At 68.7% G+C, this 18,782-nt stretch carries 27 protein-coding genes; 18 read left to right on the top strand and 9 right to left on the bottom strand.

Features of this window, described 5'->3' with window-relative positions:
- The first annotated feature begins 20 nt into the window (after positions 1-20).
- Together QRX50_RS13730 and QRX50_RS13725 are read left to right on the top strand one after the other, a co-directional pair.
- Positions 21-188, top strand: coding sequence for a hypothetical protein (locus QRX50_RS13730; protein WP_285972321.1), 168 nt, complete (start codon positions 21-23; stop codon positions 186-188).
- The gene (locus QRX50_RS13725; protein WP_285972320.1) at positions 188-424 is read left to right on the top strand and encodes a hypothetical protein; all 237 of its coding nucleotides are present in this window, start codon (positions 188-190) and stop codon (positions 422-424) included. Before QRX50_RS13730 ends, QRX50_RS13725 begins: the two co-directional genes overlap by 1 nt.
- Before the next feature lie 143 nt (positions 425-567).
- Here QRX50_RS13725 and QRX50_RS13720 read toward each other — a convergent pair whose 3' ends face one another.
- Positions 568-1,962 (bottom strand): phytoene desaturase family protein, encoded by a 1,395-nt coding sequence (locus QRX50_RS13720; RefSeq protein WP_353074154.1) that lies wholly within the window; start codon positions 1,960-1,962, stop codon positions 568-570.
- Between the two features lie 208 nt (positions 1,963-2,170).
- Between QRX50_RS13720 and QRX50_RS13715 the strand changes: the two genes are divergently transcribed.
- From QRX50_RS13715 to QRX50_RS13705, 3 genes are all read left to right on the top strand, one after another.
- Positions 2,171-2,899: a DUF2786 domain-containing protein gene (locus tag QRX50_RS13715; protein ID WP_285972319.1), complete on the top strand. Its 729-nt coding sequence runs from the start codon at positions 2,171-2,173 to the stop codon at positions 2,897-2,899.
- A gap of 139 nt (positions 2,900-3,038) precedes the next feature.
- A complete protein-coding gene (locus QRX50_RS13710) occupies positions 3,039-3,773 on the top strand; it encodes a GNAT family N-acetyltransferase (RefSeq protein WP_285974449.1) in 735 nt (244 codons plus the stop codon).
- A gap of 147 nt (positions 3,774-3,920) precedes the next feature.
- Positions 3,921-5,060 carry an adenosylhomocysteinase gene (locus tag QRX50_RS13705; protein ID WP_285972318.1) on the top strand — a complete coding sequence of 380 codons (1,140 nt, stop codon included), beginning with the start codon at positions 3,921-3,923 and terminating at the stop codon, positions 5,058-5,060.
- On the opposite strand, the gene QRX50_RS13700 is transcribed toward QRX50_RS13705, so the two are convergent.
- The 3 genes from QRX50_RS13700 to QRX50_RS13690 are packed head-to-tail and all read right to left on the bottom strand — an operon-like array spanning position 5,061 to position 6,399.
- Positions 5,061-5,438 carry a VOC family protein gene (locus tag QRX50_RS13700; protein ID WP_285972317.1) on the bottom strand — a complete coding sequence of 126 codons (378 nt, stop codon included), beginning with the start codon at positions 5,436-5,438 and terminating at the stop codon, positions 5,061-5,063.
- Positions 5,435-5,803, bottom strand: coding sequence for an SgcJ/EcaC family oxidoreductase (locus tag QRX50_RS13695; protein WP_285972316.1), 369 nt, complete (start codon positions 5,801-5,803; stop codon positions 5,435-5,437). Before QRX50_RS13695 ends, QRX50_RS13700 begins: the two co-directional genes overlap by 4 nt.
- Positions 5,800-6,399 carry an MPN domain-containing protein gene (locus QRX50_RS13690; RefSeq protein ID WP_285972315.1) on the bottom strand — a complete coding sequence of 200 codons (600 nt, stop codon included), beginning with the start codon at positions 6,397-6,399 and terminating at the stop codon, positions 5,800-5,802. Before QRX50_RS13690 ends, QRX50_RS13695 begins: the two co-directional genes overlap by 4 nt.
- Positions 6,400-6,583: 184 nt before the next feature.
- Here QRX50_RS13690 and QRX50_RS13685 point away from each other — a divergent pair, with 184 nt between their 5' ends.
- Both QRX50_RS13685 and QRX50_RS13680 read left to right on the top strand, forming a co-directional pair.
- Complete coding sequence (locus tag QRX50_RS13685; protein WP_285972314.1) at positions 6,584-7,450, top strand: LysR substrate-binding domain-containing protein; 867 nt, start codon at positions 6,584-6,586, stop codon at positions 7,448-7,450.
- A 25-nt stretch (positions 7,451-7,475) separates the two neighbouring features.
- A complete protein-coding gene (locus QRX50_RS13680; protein WP_285972313.1) occupies positions 7,476-7,964 on the top strand; it encodes a VOC family protein in 489 nt (162 codons plus the stop codon).
- A 2-nt stretch (positions 7,965-7,966) separates the two neighbouring features.
- Here the strand turns inward: QRX50_RS13680 and QRX50_RS13675 are convergent, their stop codons facing one another.
- The 5 genes from QRX50_RS13675 to QRX50_RS13655 form a co-directional block, all read right to left on the bottom strand.
- Positions 7,967-8,962 carry a P-loop NTPase fold protein gene (locus QRX50_RS13675; protein ID WP_285974448.1) on the bottom strand — a complete coding sequence of 332 codons (996 nt, stop codon included), beginning with the start codon at positions 8,960-8,962 and terminating at the stop codon, positions 7,967-7,969.
- Positions 8,963-9,705: 743 nt separating this feature from the next.
- On the bottom strand, positions 9,706-10,641 hold the full coding sequence (locus tag QRX50_RS13670) for a P-loop NTPase fold protein (RefSeq protein WP_285972312.1): 936 nt from the start codon (positions 10,639-10,641) through the stop codon (positions 9,706-9,708).
- Positions 10,642-11,372: 731 nt separating this feature from the next.
- A complete protein-coding gene (locus tag QRX50_RS13665) occupies positions 11,373-11,681 on the bottom strand; it encodes a hypothetical protein (RefSeq protein WP_285972311.1) in 309 nt (102 codons plus the stop codon).
- Positions 11,682-12,110: 429 nt separating this feature from the next.
- Positions 12,111-12,776 (bottom strand): YdcF family protein, encoded by a 666-nt coding sequence (locus QRX50_RS13660; protein ID WP_285972310.1) that lies wholly within the window; start codon positions 12,774-12,776, stop codon positions 12,111-12,113.
- Between the two features lie 12 nt (positions 12,777-12,788).
- Positions 12,789-13,553, bottom strand: coding sequence for a GntR family transcriptional regulator (locus tag QRX50_RS13655; protein ID WP_285972309.1), 765 nt, complete (start codon positions 13,551-13,553; stop codon positions 12,789-12,791).
- A 142-nt stretch (positions 13,554-13,695) separates the two neighbouring features.
- Between QRX50_RS13655 and QRX50_RS13650 the strand changes: the two genes are divergently transcribed.
- The 11 genes from QRX50_RS13650 to QRX50_RS13600 all read left to right on the top strand — a co-directional run bounded on the left by QRX50_RS13650 (position 13,696) and on the right by QRX50_RS13600 (position 18,778).
- Positions 13,696-14,079, top strand: coding sequence for a hypothetical protein (locus tag QRX50_RS13650; RefSeq protein ID WP_285972308.1), 384 nt, complete (start codon positions 13,696-13,698; stop codon positions 14,077-14,079).
- A 447-nt stretch (positions 14,080-14,526) separates the two neighbouring features.
- On the top strand, positions 14,527-14,658 hold the full coding sequence (locus QRX50_RS13645) for a hypothetical protein (RefSeq protein ID WP_285972307.1): 132 nt from the start codon (positions 14,527-14,529) through the stop codon (positions 14,656-14,658).
- Positions 14,655-14,819 (top strand): hypothetical protein, encoded by a 165-nt coding sequence (locus QRX50_RS13640; protein WP_285972306.1) that lies wholly within the window; start codon positions 14,655-14,657, stop codon positions 14,817-14,819. The genes QRX50_RS13645 and QRX50_RS13640 overlap by 4 nt, the downstream gene beginning before the upstream one ends.
- Before the next feature lie 3 nt (positions 14,820-14,822).
- Positions 14,823-14,990, top strand: a complete 168-nt coding sequence (locus tag QRX50_RS13635; RefSeq protein WP_285972305.1) for a hypothetical protein — start codon at positions 14,823-14,825, stop codon at positions 14,988-14,990.
- Positions 14,991-14,995: 5 nt separating this feature from the next.
- Complete coding sequence (locus tag QRX50_RS13630) at positions 14,996-15,259, top strand: hypothetical protein (RefSeq protein ID WP_285972304.1); 264 nt, start codon at positions 14,996-14,998, stop codon at positions 15,257-15,259.
- A 1-nt stretch (position 15,260) separates the two neighbouring features.
- Positions 15,261-15,446 carry a hypothetical protein gene (locus QRX50_RS13625; protein ID WP_285972303.1) on the top strand — a complete coding sequence of 62 codons (186 nt, stop codon included), beginning with the start codon at positions 15,261-15,263 and terminating at the stop codon, positions 15,444-15,446.
- A gap of 97 nt (positions 15,447-15,543) precedes the next feature.
- Positions 15,544-16,911, top strand: a complete 1,368-nt coding sequence (locus QRX50_RS13620; RefSeq protein ID WP_285972302.1) for an FtsK/SpoIIIE domain-containing protein — start codon at positions 15,544-15,546, stop codon at positions 16,909-16,911.
- Entirely contained in the window at positions 16,911-17,264 is a 354-nt protein-coding gene (locus QRX50_RS13615; protein ID WP_285972301.1) for a hypothetical protein, read from the top strand. The genes QRX50_RS13620 and QRX50_RS13615 overlap by 1 nt, the downstream gene beginning before the upstream one ends.
- A gap of 2 nt (positions 17,265-17,266) precedes the next feature.
- Positions 17,267-17,488, top strand: a complete 222-nt coding sequence (locus QRX50_RS13610) for a hypothetical protein (RefSeq protein WP_285972300.1) — start codon at positions 17,267-17,269, stop codon at positions 17,486-17,488.
- Positions 17,485-17,907, top strand: coding sequence for a hypothetical protein (locus QRX50_RS13605; RefSeq protein WP_285972299.1), 423 nt, complete (start codon positions 17,485-17,487; stop codon positions 17,905-17,907). Before QRX50_RS13610 ends, QRX50_RS13605 begins: the two co-directional genes overlap by 4 nt.
- A gap of 37 nt (positions 17,908-17,944) precedes the next feature.
- Positions 17,945-18,778: a hypothetical protein gene (locus tag QRX50_RS13600; RefSeq protein WP_285972298.1), complete on the top strand. Its 834-nt coding sequence runs from the start codon at positions 17,945-17,947 to the stop codon at positions 18,776-18,778.
- Positions 18,779-18,782 lie beyond the last annotated feature (4 nt).

Raw genomic sequence — 18,782 nt, 5'->3', positions numbered from 1 at the left:
GTGGGGGTGGTGCGCGGCCGGTGCTGGCGGACAGCCTGCTCGAGGCCACCGTCGCCGATTTCCTGCTGGCGGGCGCGGCCGTGCGCGGCGGCGAGCTGGGCGACCGGCCGGGGCGTTCGGGCTGGTCCGCGCGGCCGTCGGCGCCGCGCCACTGCTGTTTCGCCGTCGGTTCCCGACCGGTTCACTGATGGCCGTCACCTCGCTGATGGGCGCGTTGCACCTGTGCGGTTTCCGCGCGACGCTCGGCCAGCCCGGCATCCTGATCGCCGCGTACACGGTGTGGGCGCGCTACCCGGCGAGCAAGGCGTGGCCGCCGTCCGCGGTCGCGATGGCCGGGTACGAGGCGACGATGATCGAGGGCGGTGCGTCGCACCCGGTCGGCGATTCGGTGATCGCCCTGCTGCGGCTTCCGCGACCATCCTGATCGGACACTCCGTCTACGTCCGCGCGAACCGGCTGCGCACCACCGCCGAACGCGCCGAGCGGGCCGAACGCGAGATCGAGTTGGAAGCCCAGCAGGGCGTGGTCGTGGCCTATGAGACGGGCATGGTGCGCCCGCGCGACTGATCACCAGCCGGCGGGTAGCGAGAGGCCGAATTCGCGCCGCAGCGCGGTTTTCGCGGCGTGCAAGCCGGCCATGCCGTGCACACCGGGGCCCGGCGGGGTCGCGCTGGAACAGAGGTAGACGCCGCTCAACGGGGTCGTGTGGGGATTCCAGCGGACGACCGGGCGGGCGAGCAGCTGCCGCAGCGTCACGGCGGCGCCGGAGATGTCGCCGCCGACGTAGTTCGCGTTGTAGTTCTCCAGCTCGGCCGCGGGAACCCCGCGTGACGCGAGAATCGTGTCGCCGAAGCCCGGGGCGAAGCGTTCGATGCGACGACGGACGACATCGGTGGCGTCGAGTGGATCGCCGTTGGGCACGTGGGCGTAGGCCCAGATCGGCTGCTTGTGCGGAAGACCGCGCGACGGGTCGGCGGCCATCGGCTGGGCGAGCAGCACGTACGGTTCCTCGGCGCGCCGCCCGCCGGCCACGGTGTTCTCGCCTGCGCGGACCTGCGCGGCCGTCCCTCCGATGTGGACGGTCGCGGCCTTGGCCAGCTCCGGCTCCCGCCACGGGATCGGCTCCGACACGAGGAAGTCGACCTTCGCCGCCCCCGGCCCGTAGCGCACGTTCTCGAGCGCGCGACGGTAGCCGGGTGGCGCGAAGGGACCCGCGAGATCGAGCAGGCCACGTGGGCTGACGTCGAGCAGCACGGCGCGTGTCTTCGCGAACTCCCGCAGGTCCGTGACGCGGCTGGAGGTGTGGACGCGGCCGCCGTGCGCGACGAAATCGGCCGCGAGCACGTCGGTGAGGACCTGGGTACCTCCACGCGGAACCGGCCAGCCGCCGGCGTGCGCGAGGTGCCCGAGCAGCAGGGCGGTGCCCCCGCCGACCAGCGACGGCAGCCGGCCCATCGGGTGTGCGGCGACGCCGGCGAGCAACGCGGGGGCTTCGGGACCGCGGAACAGGACCTCGTCGACGCCGGTGCCGAGCGCGAGGATCCGCGGCGCCAGCAGGGCGGCAGCGTTCAAGTCGGACGGCCGTGGTGGACGTCTGAGGTCGCCCAGCAGCAGTCGGGTGATCTCGGCGGTGTGCTCGACGAGCGGTCCCATCAGGCGGCGCCAGCGCTCGCCGTCGGCACCGAGGCGGGCGCAGGTGCGGTCGAGGTCCGCGTTCGCGAGGCCGGTGCGGCGCTCGTCGACGGGGTGCCCGTACGCGACTTCAGGCCGGCAAAGCTCGACGCCGTGCGCGGCGAGGTCGAAGCCTTGGAAGAACGGCGAAGCGACGACCATCGGGTGCACGGCCGAGCAGACGTCGTGGATCACCTCGGCGTCGAACAGGCGCGCCGAACGCGCGCCCCCGCCGAGCTCCGGAGCGGTTTCGTGCAGGTCGACCGCGAGACCGGCGCGGGCCAGCAGCACGGCGGCGGCCAGGCCGTTGGGGCCGGAGCCGACGACCACGGCATCAGGGGCGGCGCGAGTGTCCCCGGACGAATCCACTCACGGATCGTATCGACACGCGGGCACCCTGCCACGTGTCCGAACACCTGATCGAATATTGTCGTACCCCGCGCCTACCTTGGACCCCACGCCGGCCCGCCCGGGCCCGGCCCAGCAGGAGAGGGGGATCATGCCCGCCCACGACACGCAGCTGGAGCGCATCCGCAAGCTGCTCGCCAAGGCCGAAGACCCGGCGGTGACCGCGGAAGAAGCCGAGCTGTACAACACGAAGGCGGCCGAGCTGATCGCCCGGTACGGCATCGACAACGCGATGCTCGCCGCTGCCGGGCAGGGCTCGGACGACATCACCGTGCTGAAGATCCCCATCGAAAACCCGTACAGCCGCGACAAGGCGAGCCTGCTCACGAACATCGCGTACCCGTTGCGCTGCCGCACGTTGCTGCACCGGGTGGGCCAGGGCGTGGACGCGGTCACGGTGTTCGGCTTCAAGTCCGACCTCGGGCGCGTGGAGCTGCTGTTCACCAGCCTGCTGCTCCAGGCGAGCACGCAGCTCACGCGCGTGCGGCCCGACGACCGGGTGTTCCGCGAGTCGCTCGCCGCGTACCGCCGCACGTGGCTGCACGGTTTCGCGCGCGCTGTGCACGATCGGCTGGTGCGGGCGGAAGACACGGCCGCGCGCGAGTACTCGGGCTCGGGCGTCCAGTCGGCCGAGCTGGTGGTGCGCGACCGGACCACGCTCGTGCAGAGTGCGTTCGACCGCGAGTACGGCGACCTGCGCGCGGCCGCACCGCGCCGGCTCTCGGGTTCGGGGTACCGCGAAGGCCATCAGGCGGGCACGCGCGCCACGCTCGACCCGGCCGCGCTGGCCCGGCGCAGGCAGGCCTTGCCGGTGCGATGATCGAATTCTGGGGCTGTCCCGAGGATTCGCGGTTTACCCTGCGAGCTATGAACGTCGCCGGTCACCTCGTCCCTTGTCCGGAGCCGCCCTCGGCTTCCGGCGGGAGAAGCGGTGCCCGGTCGTGAGCGGCGAGCCGGCCGTGCGAGTCGAGGACCTCGCGACGCGTCCGGACTTGCGCCGGCCCGCGCTGGAGCTGGGGGTGGTCGGCGGGGAGTTCCTGGCGCACGACGTGATCGGCGACCTCGCGGCGTCCGCGCGGCTGGCGGCGCGCTGGCCGGAGTTCTTCCTGGTGCTGCTGGAAGACGACGTGCCGGTGGCCCGCGCGGCGGCGATCCCCGTGGCGTACCCGACGGAAGAGCGCACCGAGCTGCCGGACCACGGCTGGGACGGCGCGCTGCTGTGGGCCGCGCAGGACGTGATGGACGACCGCGAGCCGACCACGCTGGTGGCCCTGGAGGTCAACGTCGCCGAGCGCGCGCGAGGCCAGGGCGTCGCGGCGCTGGCGCTCACGGAGCTGAAGAACCGGGCGCGGCGCGCGGGGCTGTCGCGGCTCGTGGTGCCGGTGCGTCCGACGGGCAAGGCCGACCACGCCGTCGAGTCCATTGTGGACTACCTCGCCCGGCGGGACGAGCAGGGCCGGCCGGCGGATCCCTGGCTGCGTAACCACGAACGGCTGGGCGCACGGCTGGTGAAGATCGCGCCGTTCGCGATGACCGTCACGGGCACGCTGGACCAGTGGGAGGAATGGACCGGCGTGCGGCCCGGCGACGGCCTCACGACCGTGCCCGGCGGAATCGCGCCCGTGCTCGGGTCGGTAGCGCAGGACCTGGGCGTGTACGTGGAGCCGAACGTGTGGCTGGAGCACCCGCTCTGACCTGGGCTATCGTGGTGGCGTGTGTACTCGTCGGCAGGAGCTCGTGACGCCGATCTTCGGCGACCACTCCTACCGGTGTGACTTCTACGGCTGACGACGCCGTCCGTCCCCGTTCGAACGTCACCACAACCGAAGAGGAACACAGTCATGCCCGAAACCCATCCCGCCACGGCCTGGGCGCTCAAGCACATGCCGCTCACCGCGCAGGCGGTCGCCGAACTGACCCCGGTGCTCGCCGGCCAGCGGCTGGCGATGTGCCTGCACGTCGAGCCGAAGACCGCCGCGCTCGTGACGCTGCTCGTCCGCTCCGGCGTCGACGTGCGGCTCACCGGCTCGCCCGGCACCACCCACGACGACGTCGCTGACACCCTGAGCGAGCTGGGCGTCGCCGTGTTCACCAGGCGCAGCGACGGCGAGGCCGAGCACGCCCGCAACATCGAGCGCGTGCTCGAGGTCGAGCCCGACCTCACGCTGGACAACGGCGGCGACCTCACGGTGTCGCTCCTCGGCTCCGGCACCCCGGCGGGTTACCTCGGCGGCACCGAGGAGACCACCACGGGCGGAATCCGGCTCCGTGAAACGAAAGCGCGGCTCGGCAAGCCCGTGGTCGTGATCAACGACTCGCGGCTGAAACTCCTGGTGGAGAACGAGTTCGGCGTCGGCCAGAGTGTGGTGCAGGGCTTCCTCAACGCCACCAACCTCATGGTGCCGGGGATGCGCGCCGCGGTCTTCGGTTACGGGCCGTGCGGCAAGGGCGTCGCGGACACGTTGAGCCGGCTCGGCGCGCGCGTGTCGGTCTGCGACACCGAGCCGATGCGCGCGCTGGAAGCGATCCTCAACGGTCACAGCGTCGGCTCCGCCACCGAGGTCGTCTCCGACGCGCAGCTGGTGTTCACCGCCACCGGCCACCCCGGCGTGCTGGGCGCGGCCGAGCTCGCGGCGTTGCGCGACGGCGCCGTGCTCGCCGGCGTCGGGCACTTCGCGTGGGAGATCGACCAGGCGGCGCTCGCCGAAAAGACCGTCCGCACCGTCGAGTACGGCGCGCCTTCGCGACGCACGGGCCACGTCCTCGACGACGGCCGCGAGATCGTACTGCTCGACCAGGGCCGGATGCTCAACCTCACGGCCGCCAACGGGAACTCCATCCAGGCCATGGACCTCGGCCTCACGCTTCAGGCCCGCAGTCTCGCCGCCGTCGCCGCGGGCGGGCTGGCCGACGAGGTGCAGCCCGTGCCCGCAAATGTCGAGCACCGCATCGCGACCGACCTCGTGGCCGCGTTGCGCTAGCTACTCCGCGAGGCCCGGCGGCAGGAAACCGTGCTCGGACAGGTCGAACCAGTTGCCTTCCGGGTCGATTGCCCGGTATTCGGCGAACGGGCGGTCGCCGCCGCGCAACACCGGTCGGGGGACGCCCGCTTCGGCGAGCTTCTCGGCAATTGGCGGGATTTCCGAGACCTGGAAACCGAAGTGGTTGAAGCCGGTGGCGACGTCGCCGTCGAGCTGCTGCTGGATCAGCGCCAGGTTGAGGTAGCCGTCGGTCACGAAGTGGCTGCCGTCGGGGTCGGTGTGGAACAGCTCCATGCCGAACTGCTCGCAGTAGAACGCGGCCATGCGCTTCGCGTCCTGGACGACGAAGGCGAGGTGGCGCAGGCGAGGGCGGGTCATGCGGTGGGTCCCTTCGGGATCATATTGTGGAAAGCCGCGATCGTCGGCTCGCCGTCGTGGCGGACCACGGCTTGCGCGTGCGTCACCACGCCGGCGGGCCCGATCTCCGACGTCGCGTGCACGAGCGAAAGCTCAGGCGACAGCCGGCGGATCAGCGTGACTTCGGCGGACAACTTGGTGCCGCGATAGGCCGTGGCGAACAGCTGCGCGTGGCCCGTCTCCACGGCTTCGCGGCCGACGAGTCTTTCGCCGCGCACGTTGACGAAGTCGACATCGGACGCGAAGACGGAGGCGAACTGCGTTGCGTCGCCGCGCGCCCAGCCGTCGGCCATGGTGCGCCAGAGGGCTCGGATCGACTCGTTCACGCCGTCACCATCCCGACGCGCAGTGGCAGCGATTCGCAGTCGCCGTTCCACGCGGCCAGCGAGTAGTAGAACTCGCCGTGCTGCCGTTCGAGGTAACAGACGACGTTGAGCGGCCAACCCGCGCTGCGGAAGACGTACGCGTCCATCGGCGTCGGGCGTTCGCTCAGCGGGCGGCCGCGTTCGCATTCAGGCCCGAGGCGGTGCCAGTCCGGGTGCAGGTGGACGGAGCCGAGCACGTCCAGACCACGCGCGTCGGCTTCGCGGGTGATGCCCAGCAGATCGGCGGGATCGAGCCACCACGCGCGCACCGAATTCTCATACGCAGAGCCGAATTTCGGCACGATCGTGGTCGCGAACTCCTCACGCGCGCTCGGGTCGGTGACCCGAGCGTTGCGGCCGAACGCGAGGTCCGAGACGATCAGCGCGTCGTCGGCGAAGGTGCCGAGCAGCACGGCGAAACACGGTCTCGGTTCCTCGGGCGTGATGAACGCGTATTCGATGGCTGCCGCGTCGAGGAACCGCTGCAGCACTTCGTCGGAGAACAGGACGGGAAGCGTCGCTTTCCCGATGAGCGGAACGGGGACCAGAGATGTCACGCCGGGCACCGTAACCAGGCGCGATGCGGTGTGGCCATGATCATCACGGGATCGGCCCTATTGCATCCGGCGATAATGTTTTCCCCATGCGCCTGGAAATCCGGCACCTCGAGCTCGTGGTCGCGATCGCCGAGGCCGGCAGCCTGCGCAGAGCCGCGGCCGCCTGCACCTCACGCAGCCGGCGGTGACCACGCAGCTCAAACGGATCGAGCAGTTCCTCGGCGGGCCGCTGTTCGTCCGTTCGGCCGAAGGCGTGCTGCCCACCCACACCGGCACGGAGCTGGTGCGCGACGCGCAGAAAGTGCTGCACGGCTTCGACGCCCTGCAACGCGCGGCGCGCCGCAATGCGCAACACGAAGCGGGCGCGCCCGTGCGCGTCGGCGGGATTCCGGCGCAGCAGTTCAGCCTGCTGGTGAACGCGTTGACGACCATGCTGCCCCGGCGCGACGTCACCAGCCGCACGATCCGCGAAACCAGCGCGTTGACGGCGTTGCTGCGCTCGGGTGAGCTCGACGTCGCGGTGATGCGCGCGTTCCCGGGCTTCCCGCTGATCCCTCCCGACGGCGTCGAGCACCGGCTGCTGCTTCGGGAACCGTTTTTCATCGGTGTCGCCGAACACCACGCCTTGGCCGCGCGCGGCGAGGTCGCGCTGGCCGACCTGGCGGACGAGAAGTGGGTGATGCCCGACCCGGACGACAGCGGGATGAACGAGTTCTTCGCCCGCACCTGCGCGTCAGCCGGCTTCGACCAGCGCATCACCCACCTGACGAACGAGGCGCACGTCGCGTTCGCCCTCACCGCCGAGGGCCGCGCGATCTGCCTGCTCTACCCCATCGGCACCGACCGCACCGGCATCTCGACGGTGTCGCTGACCGGCACTCCGCTGTACCGTGAACTGGTCCTCGCGTGGCGCACCGAGTCCCCGATCGCTTCACTGGTGGACGAGATGTGTGCCAAGATCGACGCCGGGTACCTCGCCTTGGTCGAGGACTCGCGGTTCTACCGGAAGTGGTGGCACGACGGCGGTTCCGCGTTCACGTTGCCCGTTTGAAGTCGTCGCTGTGAAGGAGTCGCTCATGCCGATCCGCGGTCTGAACCACGCCGTCCTCTGGGTCCGCGACGCCGCCCGCAGCAGTGCCTTCTACGTCGACGTCCTGGGCTTCCGCGCCGTGCACACCTCGGACCGCGCCGTCTTCCTCCAGGCCCCCGACTCCCACAACGACCACGACCTGGGCCTCTTCACCCTCCCGGACGCCACCGCGGCCCCTTCCGGTTCCGTCGGCCTGTACCACTTGGCGTGGGAAGTCCCCACCCTCGCGGACCTCCAGACCTACCTCGACGCCCTGCAGACCGCCGGCGCCCTCGTCGGCTCCACCGACCACGGCACCACGAAAGCCCTCTACGCCAAGGACCCGGACGGCCTGGAGTTCGAGATCTGCTGGCTGGTCCCGCAGTCCCAGATCACCGACGCCGACCGCGCCCACAACGGCCCCCTGGACCTGGCCACGGACATCACCCGCTTCGGCGCCGACACGCCTGGTGAGTCGGTCCGCGTCCCGGCGTGAGCTCAGGCCGCCGGCGAGAGCACGTAGGAGAACCGGCGGATCACCAGAACCCACTTCTGGAAGTGGGCCAGGCGGTCGACCTCCAGCGCGGCCGACACCTGCGTGAGTCCTCGGTGCAGCCGAAGCCAGTCTCGCGCTTCTTCTTCGCTCAGGTCACCGACGACCGCGTTCCCCCATCGCCCGCCCTCGCGCCGGGGCTCGCAATCGGCGACGAACTCGGCCCACGTCGCTTCGCTTGACCGGCGCGCCAGACCACCACGGATCGACCGGCTCACGTCGGCCGGGCCGTCCAGCGCCTTGCCCAGCAGGTGGGCCGGCGCGGTCAGCAAGCCGAGCAGCGCGACGACCACCTGGTACTCGCCGGGTTCCCCGTCCTCACCGAGGAACCGCGACGCCTCGGACAGATCCCGGGTCGAGCGGAGCATCCGGTACAGGTTGAACAGCCGTTTTGCCTCGCGCGGTGTGGCGACCAGCCGGTCCAAGGCGGACAACAGCTCGATCTCCCGATCGGTGAGCGGGCGCGGCGGTTTCACGGCCCGCCCGGGCCGCCGTCGGCTGTCCACTTCGGACCTGGCTTCGATGTCCGGAACGGCCTCCTGCGCAACCGGCGGCGGGGCCGGCGGCTCGGCGACGGATCGGTTTTCGGTGGTCCGTTCCGGCACGAGCGAGCGCAGCAACTGACGCAGGCTTCCCGACGACATGCCGGGCAGGACCAGCGGCAGGTTGATGATCTTCTCCAGGTAGTCCTCGGGCGTCACGTGCCCGCCGCCCGGCGTCTCGGCGAGGATCTCGTCGTAGTGGCTGCTCAGCGACCGCACCAGCCACCGGGGATCGACCCCGACCACCACTACGAACAGCTCCAGCGCGAGAAGCAGGTGTATCGCCTCGAGCACCTCAACCACCTGCCGCGAGCTGCACCGGTCGAGGTCGTCGATGTACAGCACGATCCGGTCGATCGCCTTGCCGCCCGGCTCAGGATGCGCTCGCCAGTCGGCCATCAGCTCGACGAGCTGCTCGAAGTCCTTCCGGATCGTCGAAACGAGGCCGAGGTTGCCTCGGTAGGAGTCGTCGCGCGCGCGTTCGGCGAGGAACGTGTAGAGACTTCGACCCGGCGTCAGCTCGGTCAACTGCCGGCCGAGCTCACCGACGCGAGCCACGACCTCGTCCAGCTGAGCCTCGGCGACCCGCTGGTCGGCCTCCGTCCTGCGGATCTCGTTCAGCAGCCCGGTGACTTCCGGCGAGGCCCGGTCCATCCCGCTGCGCAACTGGTCGCCGAGTTCGCGCAGCGCCTGGATTCCCGACCTGGCCCGGGCCAGGAACGCGATCCCGGTGCCGGCCACGGCGACGAACCCGGCGCCCGCCGCCGTCAGCCACTGCCACGCCGCCGGCGCGACCACCGCGACGAGGAAGCCCACCAGCAGGATCACCGCGGCCGCGGCCAGCGCGACCTTGCCCCAGCGGTCCTTGGGCGATCTCCGCAGCGCGTCGGCCTCGGTCAGCGCGCCGCGCAGCTGCTCGACCAGCAGCGCGCCTTGCTCGGCCTCGTCGTGAACGCCGAGGTGCCGCCACACCTGCCGGGAGCCCGCCAATGCGTGGACGAGGGCTTTCCCGGTGGTTTCGCGTTTCGAAGCGGCTTTGTCGACGTCGGCCTGGAGCTTCGCGACCGTTGTCTGCGCCTGGTCCTTGGCATCCTCGAGCTCCTTGGCCTGCTCGAGTCGCCCGCTGAGTTCTTCCCGCAGCTTCACGCGGCGTTCCTGCGCACTCGGGCCGGGCCCTGCGAGCCGGCGAAAGATCTCGTCGCCGAGGCTGGCCCACAGGTTGGCATCGGCGTAGTGCCAGGCGTTGAAGCCGATCTGGACAACCTCATGCACGTAGGCGGGGTTGCCGGAGCTTGCCAGCCGACCGACCTCTTCCCGCAGCAGCCCCATGAGTAGCTCTTGCCGGAGCCCCACTCACCGAAAACCCCTACGGACAACGGCAACGGGGTGCTGCGGTCGGAGATCACCGTCGCCATCATGGACACGTACGGCGCGACGCCGAGGCGGTCGCGCTCGAGCGGAATCCCGACGGTGGGGTCGACCCGATCACTCGAAACACCACCGGCCAGGTCGGCCGCACTCGTCTCGCCGTTCCAGGCCGCCAGGATCGCGTCTTCCGTCGCGCGGTCGCGGCAGAGGAAAACCAGCCGCTGGAGGCTTCCGCCGTCGACGCCTGGAAGCGCCTTCACCGCCGCAGGAATCGCTTCGTCAGCAACTGCGCCCGGCTCGAAACCGAGGCTGCCCGAGCCCAGCAGCGGCAAGCCCAACGCGACCGCGCCCACGTCTGCGGCCTTGCGCACCACGGATTCGGTCGCCACGGCAATCGCCGGCAGCGTCGGGTCTTGGAACGAACCACCATCATGGGGCGTCGCGAGCAATGCGAAACGCAGGGACTCGAGCCCGCCGTTTCGGATGTCGAGAACTTGTGGCAGCTCCGGAGTGATCGTGTCGAAGCCGATCGTTTCCCAGTCCGCGTCGGGTAACTCCCGGCTGACCGCGTGCCCGAGGGTGCCGAGCGTGCCGCCGACGGAAATCACGATGGCATCGATATCGGCTTCCCACGGACGTTCCGTTCGCGCCAGATAACACGAAACCGCGCCCGCCGTGCCGAGGTAGCCCAGTTCTGGTTCCTCTGCCATAGCAGCGTGCGACCTCCCCATCGCGAGCTGACCTTCGCATCGACGCGAGCGCTCAGCGTATCGCCCAGAGAACAAGCGAAACAGAAAAAGGCCCGTACCCTTCACGAGTACGAGCCTTGCCTGTGGAGCTGAGGGGAATCGAACCCCTGACCTTCTCGATGCGAACTATCAGCACGAAAGCCAGTGCCGGTCTTTGCCGAGGTCAGAGGGTCGTCGCCGGTCGATCGCGGACACTGAGCGTCGGTGCGGTTGCTGTACTTCGCTGCTGTACGGCAGCCAACCAGCTGGGGAAAGCAACGCGGGATCGGAAGCAGGCAGATGGGCGATCCGCACTGGTGACGACGGGTGCCCCGGGGCAGGGATCGAGCCTGCGACACCCGCTTTTGTGGATCATGGTGTGCGACGTTGGGTGTTGGTGATCAATGTGGATCACTACCAGGCATGTTCGCAGAAGCAATCGAGGGTTACCGGGCAACCTTGGCGGTCATTGGCCGTTGTTTGGCGAGGGTAAAACATGGCAGGTGCGCAGGCCATGTGGCGCCGGCTTCCGTCTTGACCGGACGACCCCTTGACCTCATCCGGCACCGCTGGGGCCACCGGCGTTACGGCAAAGATGCCGCCTGACCTGCAGAGTCTCGATCGTCGTTGGTTGTCGCCGGTAGGCCTTGGGTGGTGCTGTGTGACATGCATGTGGCATGGGCTGGCACGCGGCCGGCGTGGAGAGCGGCCTGTTACGGCATTAATCGAATCTTATGCGAAGAAGAACGACAAATCGCCGCATTCGTGTCGATTATGTTATATATCGAGAGAAGGGCGCCGATTGCTTCTGCCGGGTCGGAACCGACGACTTCAAGCATATGTGCACGACTACTGTCGTTTTCGAATCTTGCAGATTCAATCTTTTCTCTCGCTTGTCGAACCAGTTCGTCTTCATCGAGAACGATTATCGTAGTTTTTACTTCCAGCTGGTATTGAGCGCCGCTTGTAAGTGCCCGGTGAAGCTTTTCTTCTTCTTCTGGAGTAGATGGGTAGTAATCCATGGCGACACATTAGCACTTCATGACACCCTGAAAAATCCCCAACCTACAAGTGGGTGGCCTCTTCGCCATCTCGTCGACCTGGCGTAGCCCGATCACGCCGTGTCAAGGGGGCACATTAGAGCGGTCCGGAGCGTGCCGGCTGAGCTGCCCCCTTGACGCGGCGTGATAGCCCTCCGGGAGGTTGGCGAGATGGCGACAGGTCACTCACGGACGCGACGTGCCTGCGCTTCTCGACCATCTCGGAGACCTGCCCGTCCGGCGAGGACATTCTTTCTTCTTGAGCTGCGGCTCCCGTGCAGCCGCCGGCCGGTCGCGTGGGGTGCCGGAGGCGGGGCCCCGCGCGTGCCGGCCGATCGCGGCGCGGCCCCGCAGGGGCCGCCTTGAACAAGAAAAGAAACTCTGAACACACGGCCCACGCCGTTGCCGGGCTCAGGACGTTTGGATGAGCCGGTCGGTATAGCCAGCGTTGATGAGCCGTTCGTAGGCTGTGGTCACCTGGTCCGGCACGTCTTGCTCGACTGCATACCCGGCTTGGGCGTAGACCGTGATCCGTTGGGTGTCGCCGACGAGCATGTTGATCACGCGGTCCGTGTCGCCGATGCTTTTCACGTAGTCGTCGATGGTCTGCTGAACCGCCGAGCACAGGAAGTCGACCTTCGGCCACAGCTTCTTGGCTGTCGCGTACGCGCGCCGCTGCTGGTATGGGCGACTGAGAATGAGGGCGGTCCCGACTGCGAGGTTGTGGCTCTCGACCAGCTTCCGGCTGAACTCAAAGTTCTCTGCCGTGTTCGTCGCGTCGGGCTCCACGAGGATGGCTTCGTCCGGCATGCCAGCCTCGATAGCGAGTTCGCGGTAGTGGACGGCTTCGCCCCGCGGGAACCGCTCGACGGTGGTCGGTGCGTTCGCTCCGGTGAAGATCACGCAGGGAAAGAGTCCACGCCCGTACAACTCTGCTGTGTAGGTGGCAACGCTCGGATCATGGCTGCCCAGCCCGATGGCGAGGTCGACGGGTGCCAGTTCGTCGTCAACACGGTGGTAGTTCCAGAGCGTTTCAACGTCGGCACGCACCTCGTCGGGAATGGTGGCGTCGGACATGCGGGCCTCCGCTCACTCGGGGATCTTGAAGGTGTACGTCCACGAGAACCGGGACGCTGCGTGGACACCTCGCGCGAACTCCACCGGGTTGCCGTCGGCAGTCCGTGTCGTCCGGTGAAGGATCATCACCGGTTCGCCGGCGGGAAGTTCGAGTTCGTCGATCTCTTCAGGAGTCGGCATCCGCGCTGAGATCGTCTCGGTCATGTTGTCGGGCTCGAGACCCTGCATCGTCAGGACTGCGAACCCGCCACCCGGCGAGGCGTTGCCTGGCTTCGGGTCAACGATCGGCGTGTTCTCGACGTCGTCCGGCCGGTAGTAGCTCGTGAGCGTGTGGGTGGGGTGGCCGTCTTGCTTGACCAACCGGGCTCGCTCGTAAACCGGGCTACCCAACTCAACGCCCAGCGCTTCCGCGACCTCGTCGTCGGCCTCGACCTTCGCGACGCGGTTGGTCTGGTCGGAGCGGTTCCACGTTGCGCCGGACGCCTCTCGGTCCGCCGCGAACGCCACGAGCCCGAACTTCCATTTGCTCTTGGCGTAGCGCTCCGCGCCCAGACGTCGTAGTGCCGGCCGCGCCCGGACGACGGTGCCCCTACGTCGCACCGGTGTCACAAGCCCCTCTGCTTCGAGCGTGCCGATTGCCTTCCGGACGGTGTTGACGTTCACCCCATGGAGGCTCGCCAGCTCGTCTTGCTTAGGCAACGTCGTCTCGGGCGCGTACTCGCCGCTCTTGATCGCGTCCCGGAGGATGGCGGCCAGGTCTCTGTAGCCGATGGTCACACGACCTCCCTTCGCAGGTCGATAACTCTATCTCTACCTGCATCGTACCGTCTCGTCGGGAAGATAGAACTATCTCTATTGACACCCACCGTCGACTGAGGTTCAATAGAGATAGTTCTAACAGCGACCGAGGAGGGTCAACATGCAGGACATCCCGTTCTACAGCGGCAGCTTCAAGTTCATGGTCACGGAGGCGCCGACCATGAAGATGCGCGAGGACAAGAGCGGGGACCTGTCCCCGGTGGTCGACCGGCGGACCGGTGAGACGGCGTTCGTCGTGATGCTGTTCGCGAAGCCGCGTCCGGTGGTTGGGCAGCGCGCCGGCAAGGGGGAGGAGATCAAGGTGACGCTGGCGACGGACCCGGGGGAGGGGTTCGACGAGGGCACCTATGTGGAGCTGATCGACCCGGTGCTCAACACGTACCAGACGACGAACGACGAGGGTCGCATCACGGGTTCGGGCCTGTGGTTCAAGGCCCAAGGGATCAAGCTCGCCGGCTCAGGCGCGGTTCGCGACGCTGCCTAGTTCCGGCTGATGACCGGCGGGTGACCGGTCACGCTGCGGCTACCTCCCCGGCCGTGAGCGCGCACAACACCCTGGAGCCCTTCCCAAGTCGGTTGGCTGCCCGTTTTCGAGTCGGGCGAGGGCACTTTTCGTTCATTGACAAATACAGAGTGGGCCGATCCATGCCAAAAACGCGCCTGTTTGTGGTGGCGCGCCTCGATTCCCGCGCGATTTTGGTGCGGGAGTCCTGGGGTTTCACCAGAAGCAACCGAGCACGGAGAGGAGTACGACATGAGCACGGTTTCGCCTGGCCGGGACGGGTTGTCGACGTTCGACCCGCACGGCCCGAAGCGGGTGGCGTGATGGCTGGTCACGTCTGCTCGGCTGATTTTTGGCTTTCGACGGCTGGAATTGCGACGTGCAACGTGTGTGCGCGGCAGTGGAACTACTTCGACTGAGGAGGAAACGATGGTGGTTGAGTGGAGTCCGTTTGTGTTCTGGGTGGTGATCGTGGGTTGTCTGGCGGTGGCCTCGCCGATCATGGCGGGGTTGACCCTCGCGGCGGCGGGCACGGTGTTGCTGGCGGGGAGGAAGCGGTGAGCCGCCCGGTCCGTGTCGGTGTGGTGATCCGGATGTTGGCCGCCCGGTTGGAGCGCGAACGCGCCGACGCCTTGGGGGAGCCGGTCGACGACCTGGCTTGGCAGGCCGGTTACTGCGAGGGCCTGCGCCACGCCCAGCACGTGATCCGGAAGGAGAGCTGAGCAATGCCGGAGATCCTGGCCATCATCGAGGCCGCGAACACGGCCTACCGCACGTTCATCGAGTCCCATCCGGACCGCGAGATCCGCGTCGCGGTCGGTAACGCGGTCAAGTTCCTGACCGCAGACCTCACCACGGCGGCCGCGCTGACCGCCGCGACTCGCGAAGGGTAATGCCGATGCAAATCGGATTCATCAACCGACGAGCACAGCAGCGCTACGGGACGTTCGTGTCCACCTTGGACTTGGTCGCCGACGTGCTGAGCAGTGTCGATCGGGTCATCGAGAGCTACGACGAGGGCGCCATGAGCGGCTCGTGGACCATCGCGACGCAGGACGAACTCAAGGCGCACCGCAAGGCCGCGTTCGACGAACTCGACCACCTGCGCACCCTCGGGAAGAAGCATGAGGCGGAACTCGTCTCGCGGAACTGGAGGCTCTGACGTGGCACATCACCAGGTCGACCGGGTCATCGAAGACCTCGACTCCGCACTTCGGCAGCTCAAGGAAGCCATGCGGGGGATGCCGGTGCACGAGCACTCATTCAAGGCTGCGCACGACAAAGCCGCCCGCGTGTGCGGGGTGCTCACCACCGAGCTGACCGACGCGCGCCCTGCCCTGCATCCCTGAACATCCACCACACCCCACCACCTGACACGAGGCCGGCCCCGCCCTCCACACCGGAGCGCTGCGGGGCCGGTCTTGTCGTACCGGAAGGAAAGACCTGATGAAACACCCCAAGTCCAACCGCAAGGTCGGGTCCGAGTTCAAGGGTCTCAAGTGGACTGCCCGTCACCCGGGCGCCGTGCTCGCCCCGGCCGGCCTCGTCGCCTCCGGGATTGAGCTGGGCTGGAGCGCCACCGGCGGCGTCATCGGTGGCACCACGCTGGGGCTGTGCGCCTGGTACCGGGCACACCCGGACACCTTCGACCACTACGCCGCACCCCGGATGCGGGCCTGGCGGCGGCGCTGGTCCACCTACTTCGGCCCCCGGTTCAACCGGGCGCTGCGGGCGTGTGACCTCTACGTGGTCGACCGCCGCACCGACGAGATCCGCTTCCCCCGGGTGGTCAAGGTGCGCTCGCACTCCCCGTCGGTGGACACGGTCACCATGGAGATCCCGCCCGGCATGGGCCGCCGCGCCTTCGAGGACCGACTCGAAATCCTCGCCGACGCCCTGCGCGTGGAGCGCATCGCCCTTGAACGGGTCAAGCCCGGCCGGGTCGCGCTGGTCATCGAACGCCACGAACCGTTCACCGACACCATTCCGGCCCCGGACATGCCCGACGAGTCCGGCGCCGTGGACCCGGGCGACGTCTACATCGGCGAAACCGAGTACGGCACCGAGTGGCGCCAGTCCATCCTCGGCAAGCACATCTTCATCGCCGGGGCCACCGGGTCGGGCAAGAACTCGATCCCGCTGTCCCTGCTGCGTGGCCTGGCTCCGCTGATCCGGGACGGGCTCGTGCGGCTGTGGATCTGCGACCCGAAGCAGATGGAGTTCCGCAAGCTGGCCGGCATCGCGCACCGCTATGCCGACGAGGAAGGCACCTGCGCGGAGCTGATCCACGACTTCATCGAGGACATCCGCCGGGTACAGCGTGACTTCGCCGCCACCGGGCAACGCAAGATCACCATGTCCCGGGAGACCCCGCTCAACCTGCTGATCATCGACGAGATCGGGGCTCTGATGGCCTACGGCGACGGCTCGATCGCCCGCACGATCCGTAAGGATCTCGCGGTGGCCGTGTCCCAGGGTCGCGCCACCGGGCACGCCACCATGGCACTGGTTCAGGAACCGACCAAGGACACCGTTCCGGTGCGGGACCTGTTCCCCATCCGCATCTGCCTGCGGGTGACCACGCAGTCCCACGTGGACATGGTTCTCGGGGAAGGCGCCCGCCTGCGTGGCGCGCTCGCTGACGAGATCCCCGAGGGCGAGGAAACCGCCGGCATCGGGTTCGTCATTCGCCCGCGCTCCCGGGTCCCGCAGCGGGTCCGCTCGGCCTACGTCGCCGATCGCGAGATCGACGACATGGTCGCCTTCATTGCGCGTGGCCTGGCTGGTTCCCCGGCGCTGACGGTGGTGGCCTAGTGGCCGCGACGTTCCCGGCCGTCGTGCACGCGCCGCACTACGAGGTGCTTGTGTGTGACCGGCGCGGGTTTCCCGAGCAGACCAACCAGCGGCTCTACCTGAGTCGGGAAGACGCCCAATGGGCGATGGACCGCCACGCGGTGCTTCCCGGTGAGGTTGGCGCCCGCGTCGTGGAATACGAGCTCGCGTTCTACGCCCGCTGCCTCGTGTGCGGTGAGTTCCCGGACGGCGAGAACTTCATCTACCCCGACTGGCCCGGCCTCGCCCAGTGCATCGCCGCTTCACCGGGCTGGTCCTGCACCTCCGAACAGCTCGTGTTCTGCCCCCATCACGCCCCGGACAAGGAGAACTGACCATGTGGCGTATCGGTTTCTACGTGTGGCGAACCTGGCTGTGGGCCAAGCTCGCCTTCCCGGCCCTGCTTGTGCTGGGTCTGATCTACCTCGCTCAGGGCGCCTCCGGGCTGTTCTGGAGCGCGCTGGTGGTGTTCGGCTGCATCGGCCTCGGGGTCGGCATCGCGCTGGCCGACTTCCGCAACCGGGAGTTCGGCCCGGTCGGTCGGGAGCGTGTCCGATGAAGCGTCCGGAGGAGGACCCGGGACAGTTCGGGCTCTTCGGCGGCGTCGCCTCGGCACCGCCCCCGGCATCCGGCCGGCAGTGCCCGCCGGCGAAATCCCGCAAGCCGCGGGGCGGGCACGTCGGGAACCCGCTGGTGGCCAAGGACGTGCTTGCCGAAGTGCAGGAGGGACGCTTCGCTCTGCTCGACGACACCGACCGGGTCGTGGTGTTCGAGGACACCAACTGGGTCCGGGTCGCGCTGGATGAGGACATCGTGTTGCACCTGCTGTCCATTGACTACATCCGTCGGGGACCCGCGCGCGACACCGTCACCGCCTACCACGGCGCGGTCCGCCGCCCGGTCACGCCGCTGAAGCTCACTCCACGGGGCCGCTCGATGCTCCAACGCTGGTCCAACCTCGCCCCGCTCCACACCTGATCGTCCGATGTGGACATTCCTGAAGGGAGGGAACACCGTGTTCGGCAAACCCAAGTCCACCGCAGGGGAAGGCCCGGCCCCCTCGCGCCGGGTCCGCGTCCTGGCTGAGCAGCTCGACGAGGCCCGCGCCGTGCACCGGCTGTCCACCAACCCGCTGCTCGAGGCGGTCACCGCCGACCGGTTCCGCGTCTCGGTCACCCGCACCATGTGGGTCTTCCTCGCGGTCGGACTCGGGTTCACCACCACCGGCGTGCATGACTTCCTTGCCGGTGACCGCCCTGTCACCGACCCGCTGTGGTGGGGCGCCTGGCTGGCCGAACCCGCGCTCGCCGGCATCCTCGTGACGCTGCTGCGCTGGGAAGCCGCCATGCTCTCCCACAGCATCGCCACCGACGCCACACCCGTGCGCTACCTCAAGCGGCTGCTGCTAGGCGCGACGCTCGTGGCCAACGTGTGGGCCGGACTCGCCCCCGCCCACGGCGGTGTCTCCAAGGGCATGGTCTTCTTCCACCTCGTCATCCCGCTGGTGGTGTTCCTGCTCGCCGAGGTCATGCCGATCATCCAACAGACCTGCACCCGCGTTCGCGAACAAGCCCTCGCCACCGTCCCGGACACCCCCGCACCCGCGCCCGCCGCCTCGGCTCCGAGCACCTCGGCACCGGAACCCGCGTCGGCACCGGGCCGGGCCCCGTCGTTCAAGCTCCCGCTGGACATCGCCGCCCGCATCGACGCCGCCGCCACCGCCGCACGCGACGAGGGCCGCGACCTCACCACCGACGACATCCGCCGGGTGTCCCGCCTCCCGGAGCCGATGGCCGCCCGTGTTCTCGCGGACCTGACCGGCCACAACGGACACCCCGTCACCGCCTGATCCG

Source organism: Amycolatopsis sp. 2-15, from assembly GCF_030285625.1.
GTDB classification, from domain to species: domain Bacteria; phylum Actinomycetota; class Actinomycetes; order Mycobacteriales; family Pseudonocardiaceae; genus Amycolatopsis; species Amycolatopsis carbonis.
Note: the sequence above shows the minus strand (reverse complement) of the source record. Positions and strands in the feature narration are given on the sequence as shown.

Coding starts and splice junctions, on each gene's coding strand:
- QRX50_RS13645 (WP_285972307.1), top strand. CDS start 14,527: ATGGTGGTTGAGTGGAGTCCGTTTGTGTTCTGGGTGGTGATCGTGGGT.
- QRX50_RS13680 (WP_285972313.1), top strand. CDS start 7,476: ATGCCGATCCGCGGTCTGAACCACGCCGTCCTCTGGGTCCGCGACGCC.
- QRX50_RS13700 (WP_285972317.1), bottom strand. CDS start 5,438: ATGACCCGCCCTCGCCTGCGCCACCTCGCCTTCGTCGTCCAGGACGCG.
- QRX50_RS13620 (WP_285972302.1), top strand. CDS start 15,544: ATGAAACACCCCAAGTCCAACCGCAAGGTCGGGTCCGAGTTCAAGGGT.
- QRX50_RS13670 (WP_285972312.1), bottom strand. CDS start 10,641: ATGGCAGAGGAACCAGAACTGGGCTACCTCGGCACGGCGGGCGCGGTT.
- QRX50_RS13705 (WP_285972318.1), top strand. CDS start 3,921: ATGCCCGAAACCCATCCCGCCACGGCCTGGGCGCTCAAGCACATGCCG.
- QRX50_RS13650 (WP_285972308.1), top strand. CDS start 13,696: ATGCAGGACATCCCGTTCTACAGCGGCAGCTTCAAGTTCATGGTCACG.
- QRX50_RS13610 (WP_285972300.1), top strand. CDS start 17,267: ATGTGGCGTATCGGTTTCTACGTGTGGCGAACCTGGCTGTGGGCCAAG.
- QRX50_RS13605 (WP_285972299.1), top strand. CDS start 17,485: ATGAAGCGTCCGGAGGAGGACCCGGGACAGTTCGGGCTCTTCGGCGGC.
- QRX50_RS13635 (WP_285972305.1), top strand. CDS start 14,823: ATGCCGGAGATCCTGGCCATCATCGAGGCCGCGAACACGGCCTACCGC.
- QRX50_RS13675 (WP_285974448.1), bottom strand. CDS start 8,962: ATGGCCGACTGGCGAGCGCATCCTGAGCCGGGCGGCAAGGCGATCGAC.
- QRX50_RS13725 (WP_285972320.1), top strand. CDS start 188: ATGGCCGTCACCTCGCTGATGGGCGCGTTGCACCTGTGCGGTTTCCGC.
- QRX50_RS13715 (WP_285972319.1), top strand. CDS start 2,171: ATGCCCGCCCACGACACGCAGCTGGAGCGCATCCGCAAGCTGCTCGCC.
- QRX50_RS13665 (WP_285972311.1), bottom strand. CDS start 11,681: ATGGATTACTACCCATCTACTCCAGAAGAAGAAGAAAAGCTTCACCGG.
- QRX50_RS13660 (WP_285972310.1), bottom strand. CDS start 12,776: ATGTCCGACGCCACCATTCCCGACGAGGTGCGTGCCGACGTTGAAACG.
- QRX50_RS13630 (WP_285972304.1), top strand. CDS start 14,996: ATGCAAATCGGATTCATCAACCGACGAGCACAGCAGCGCTACGGGACG.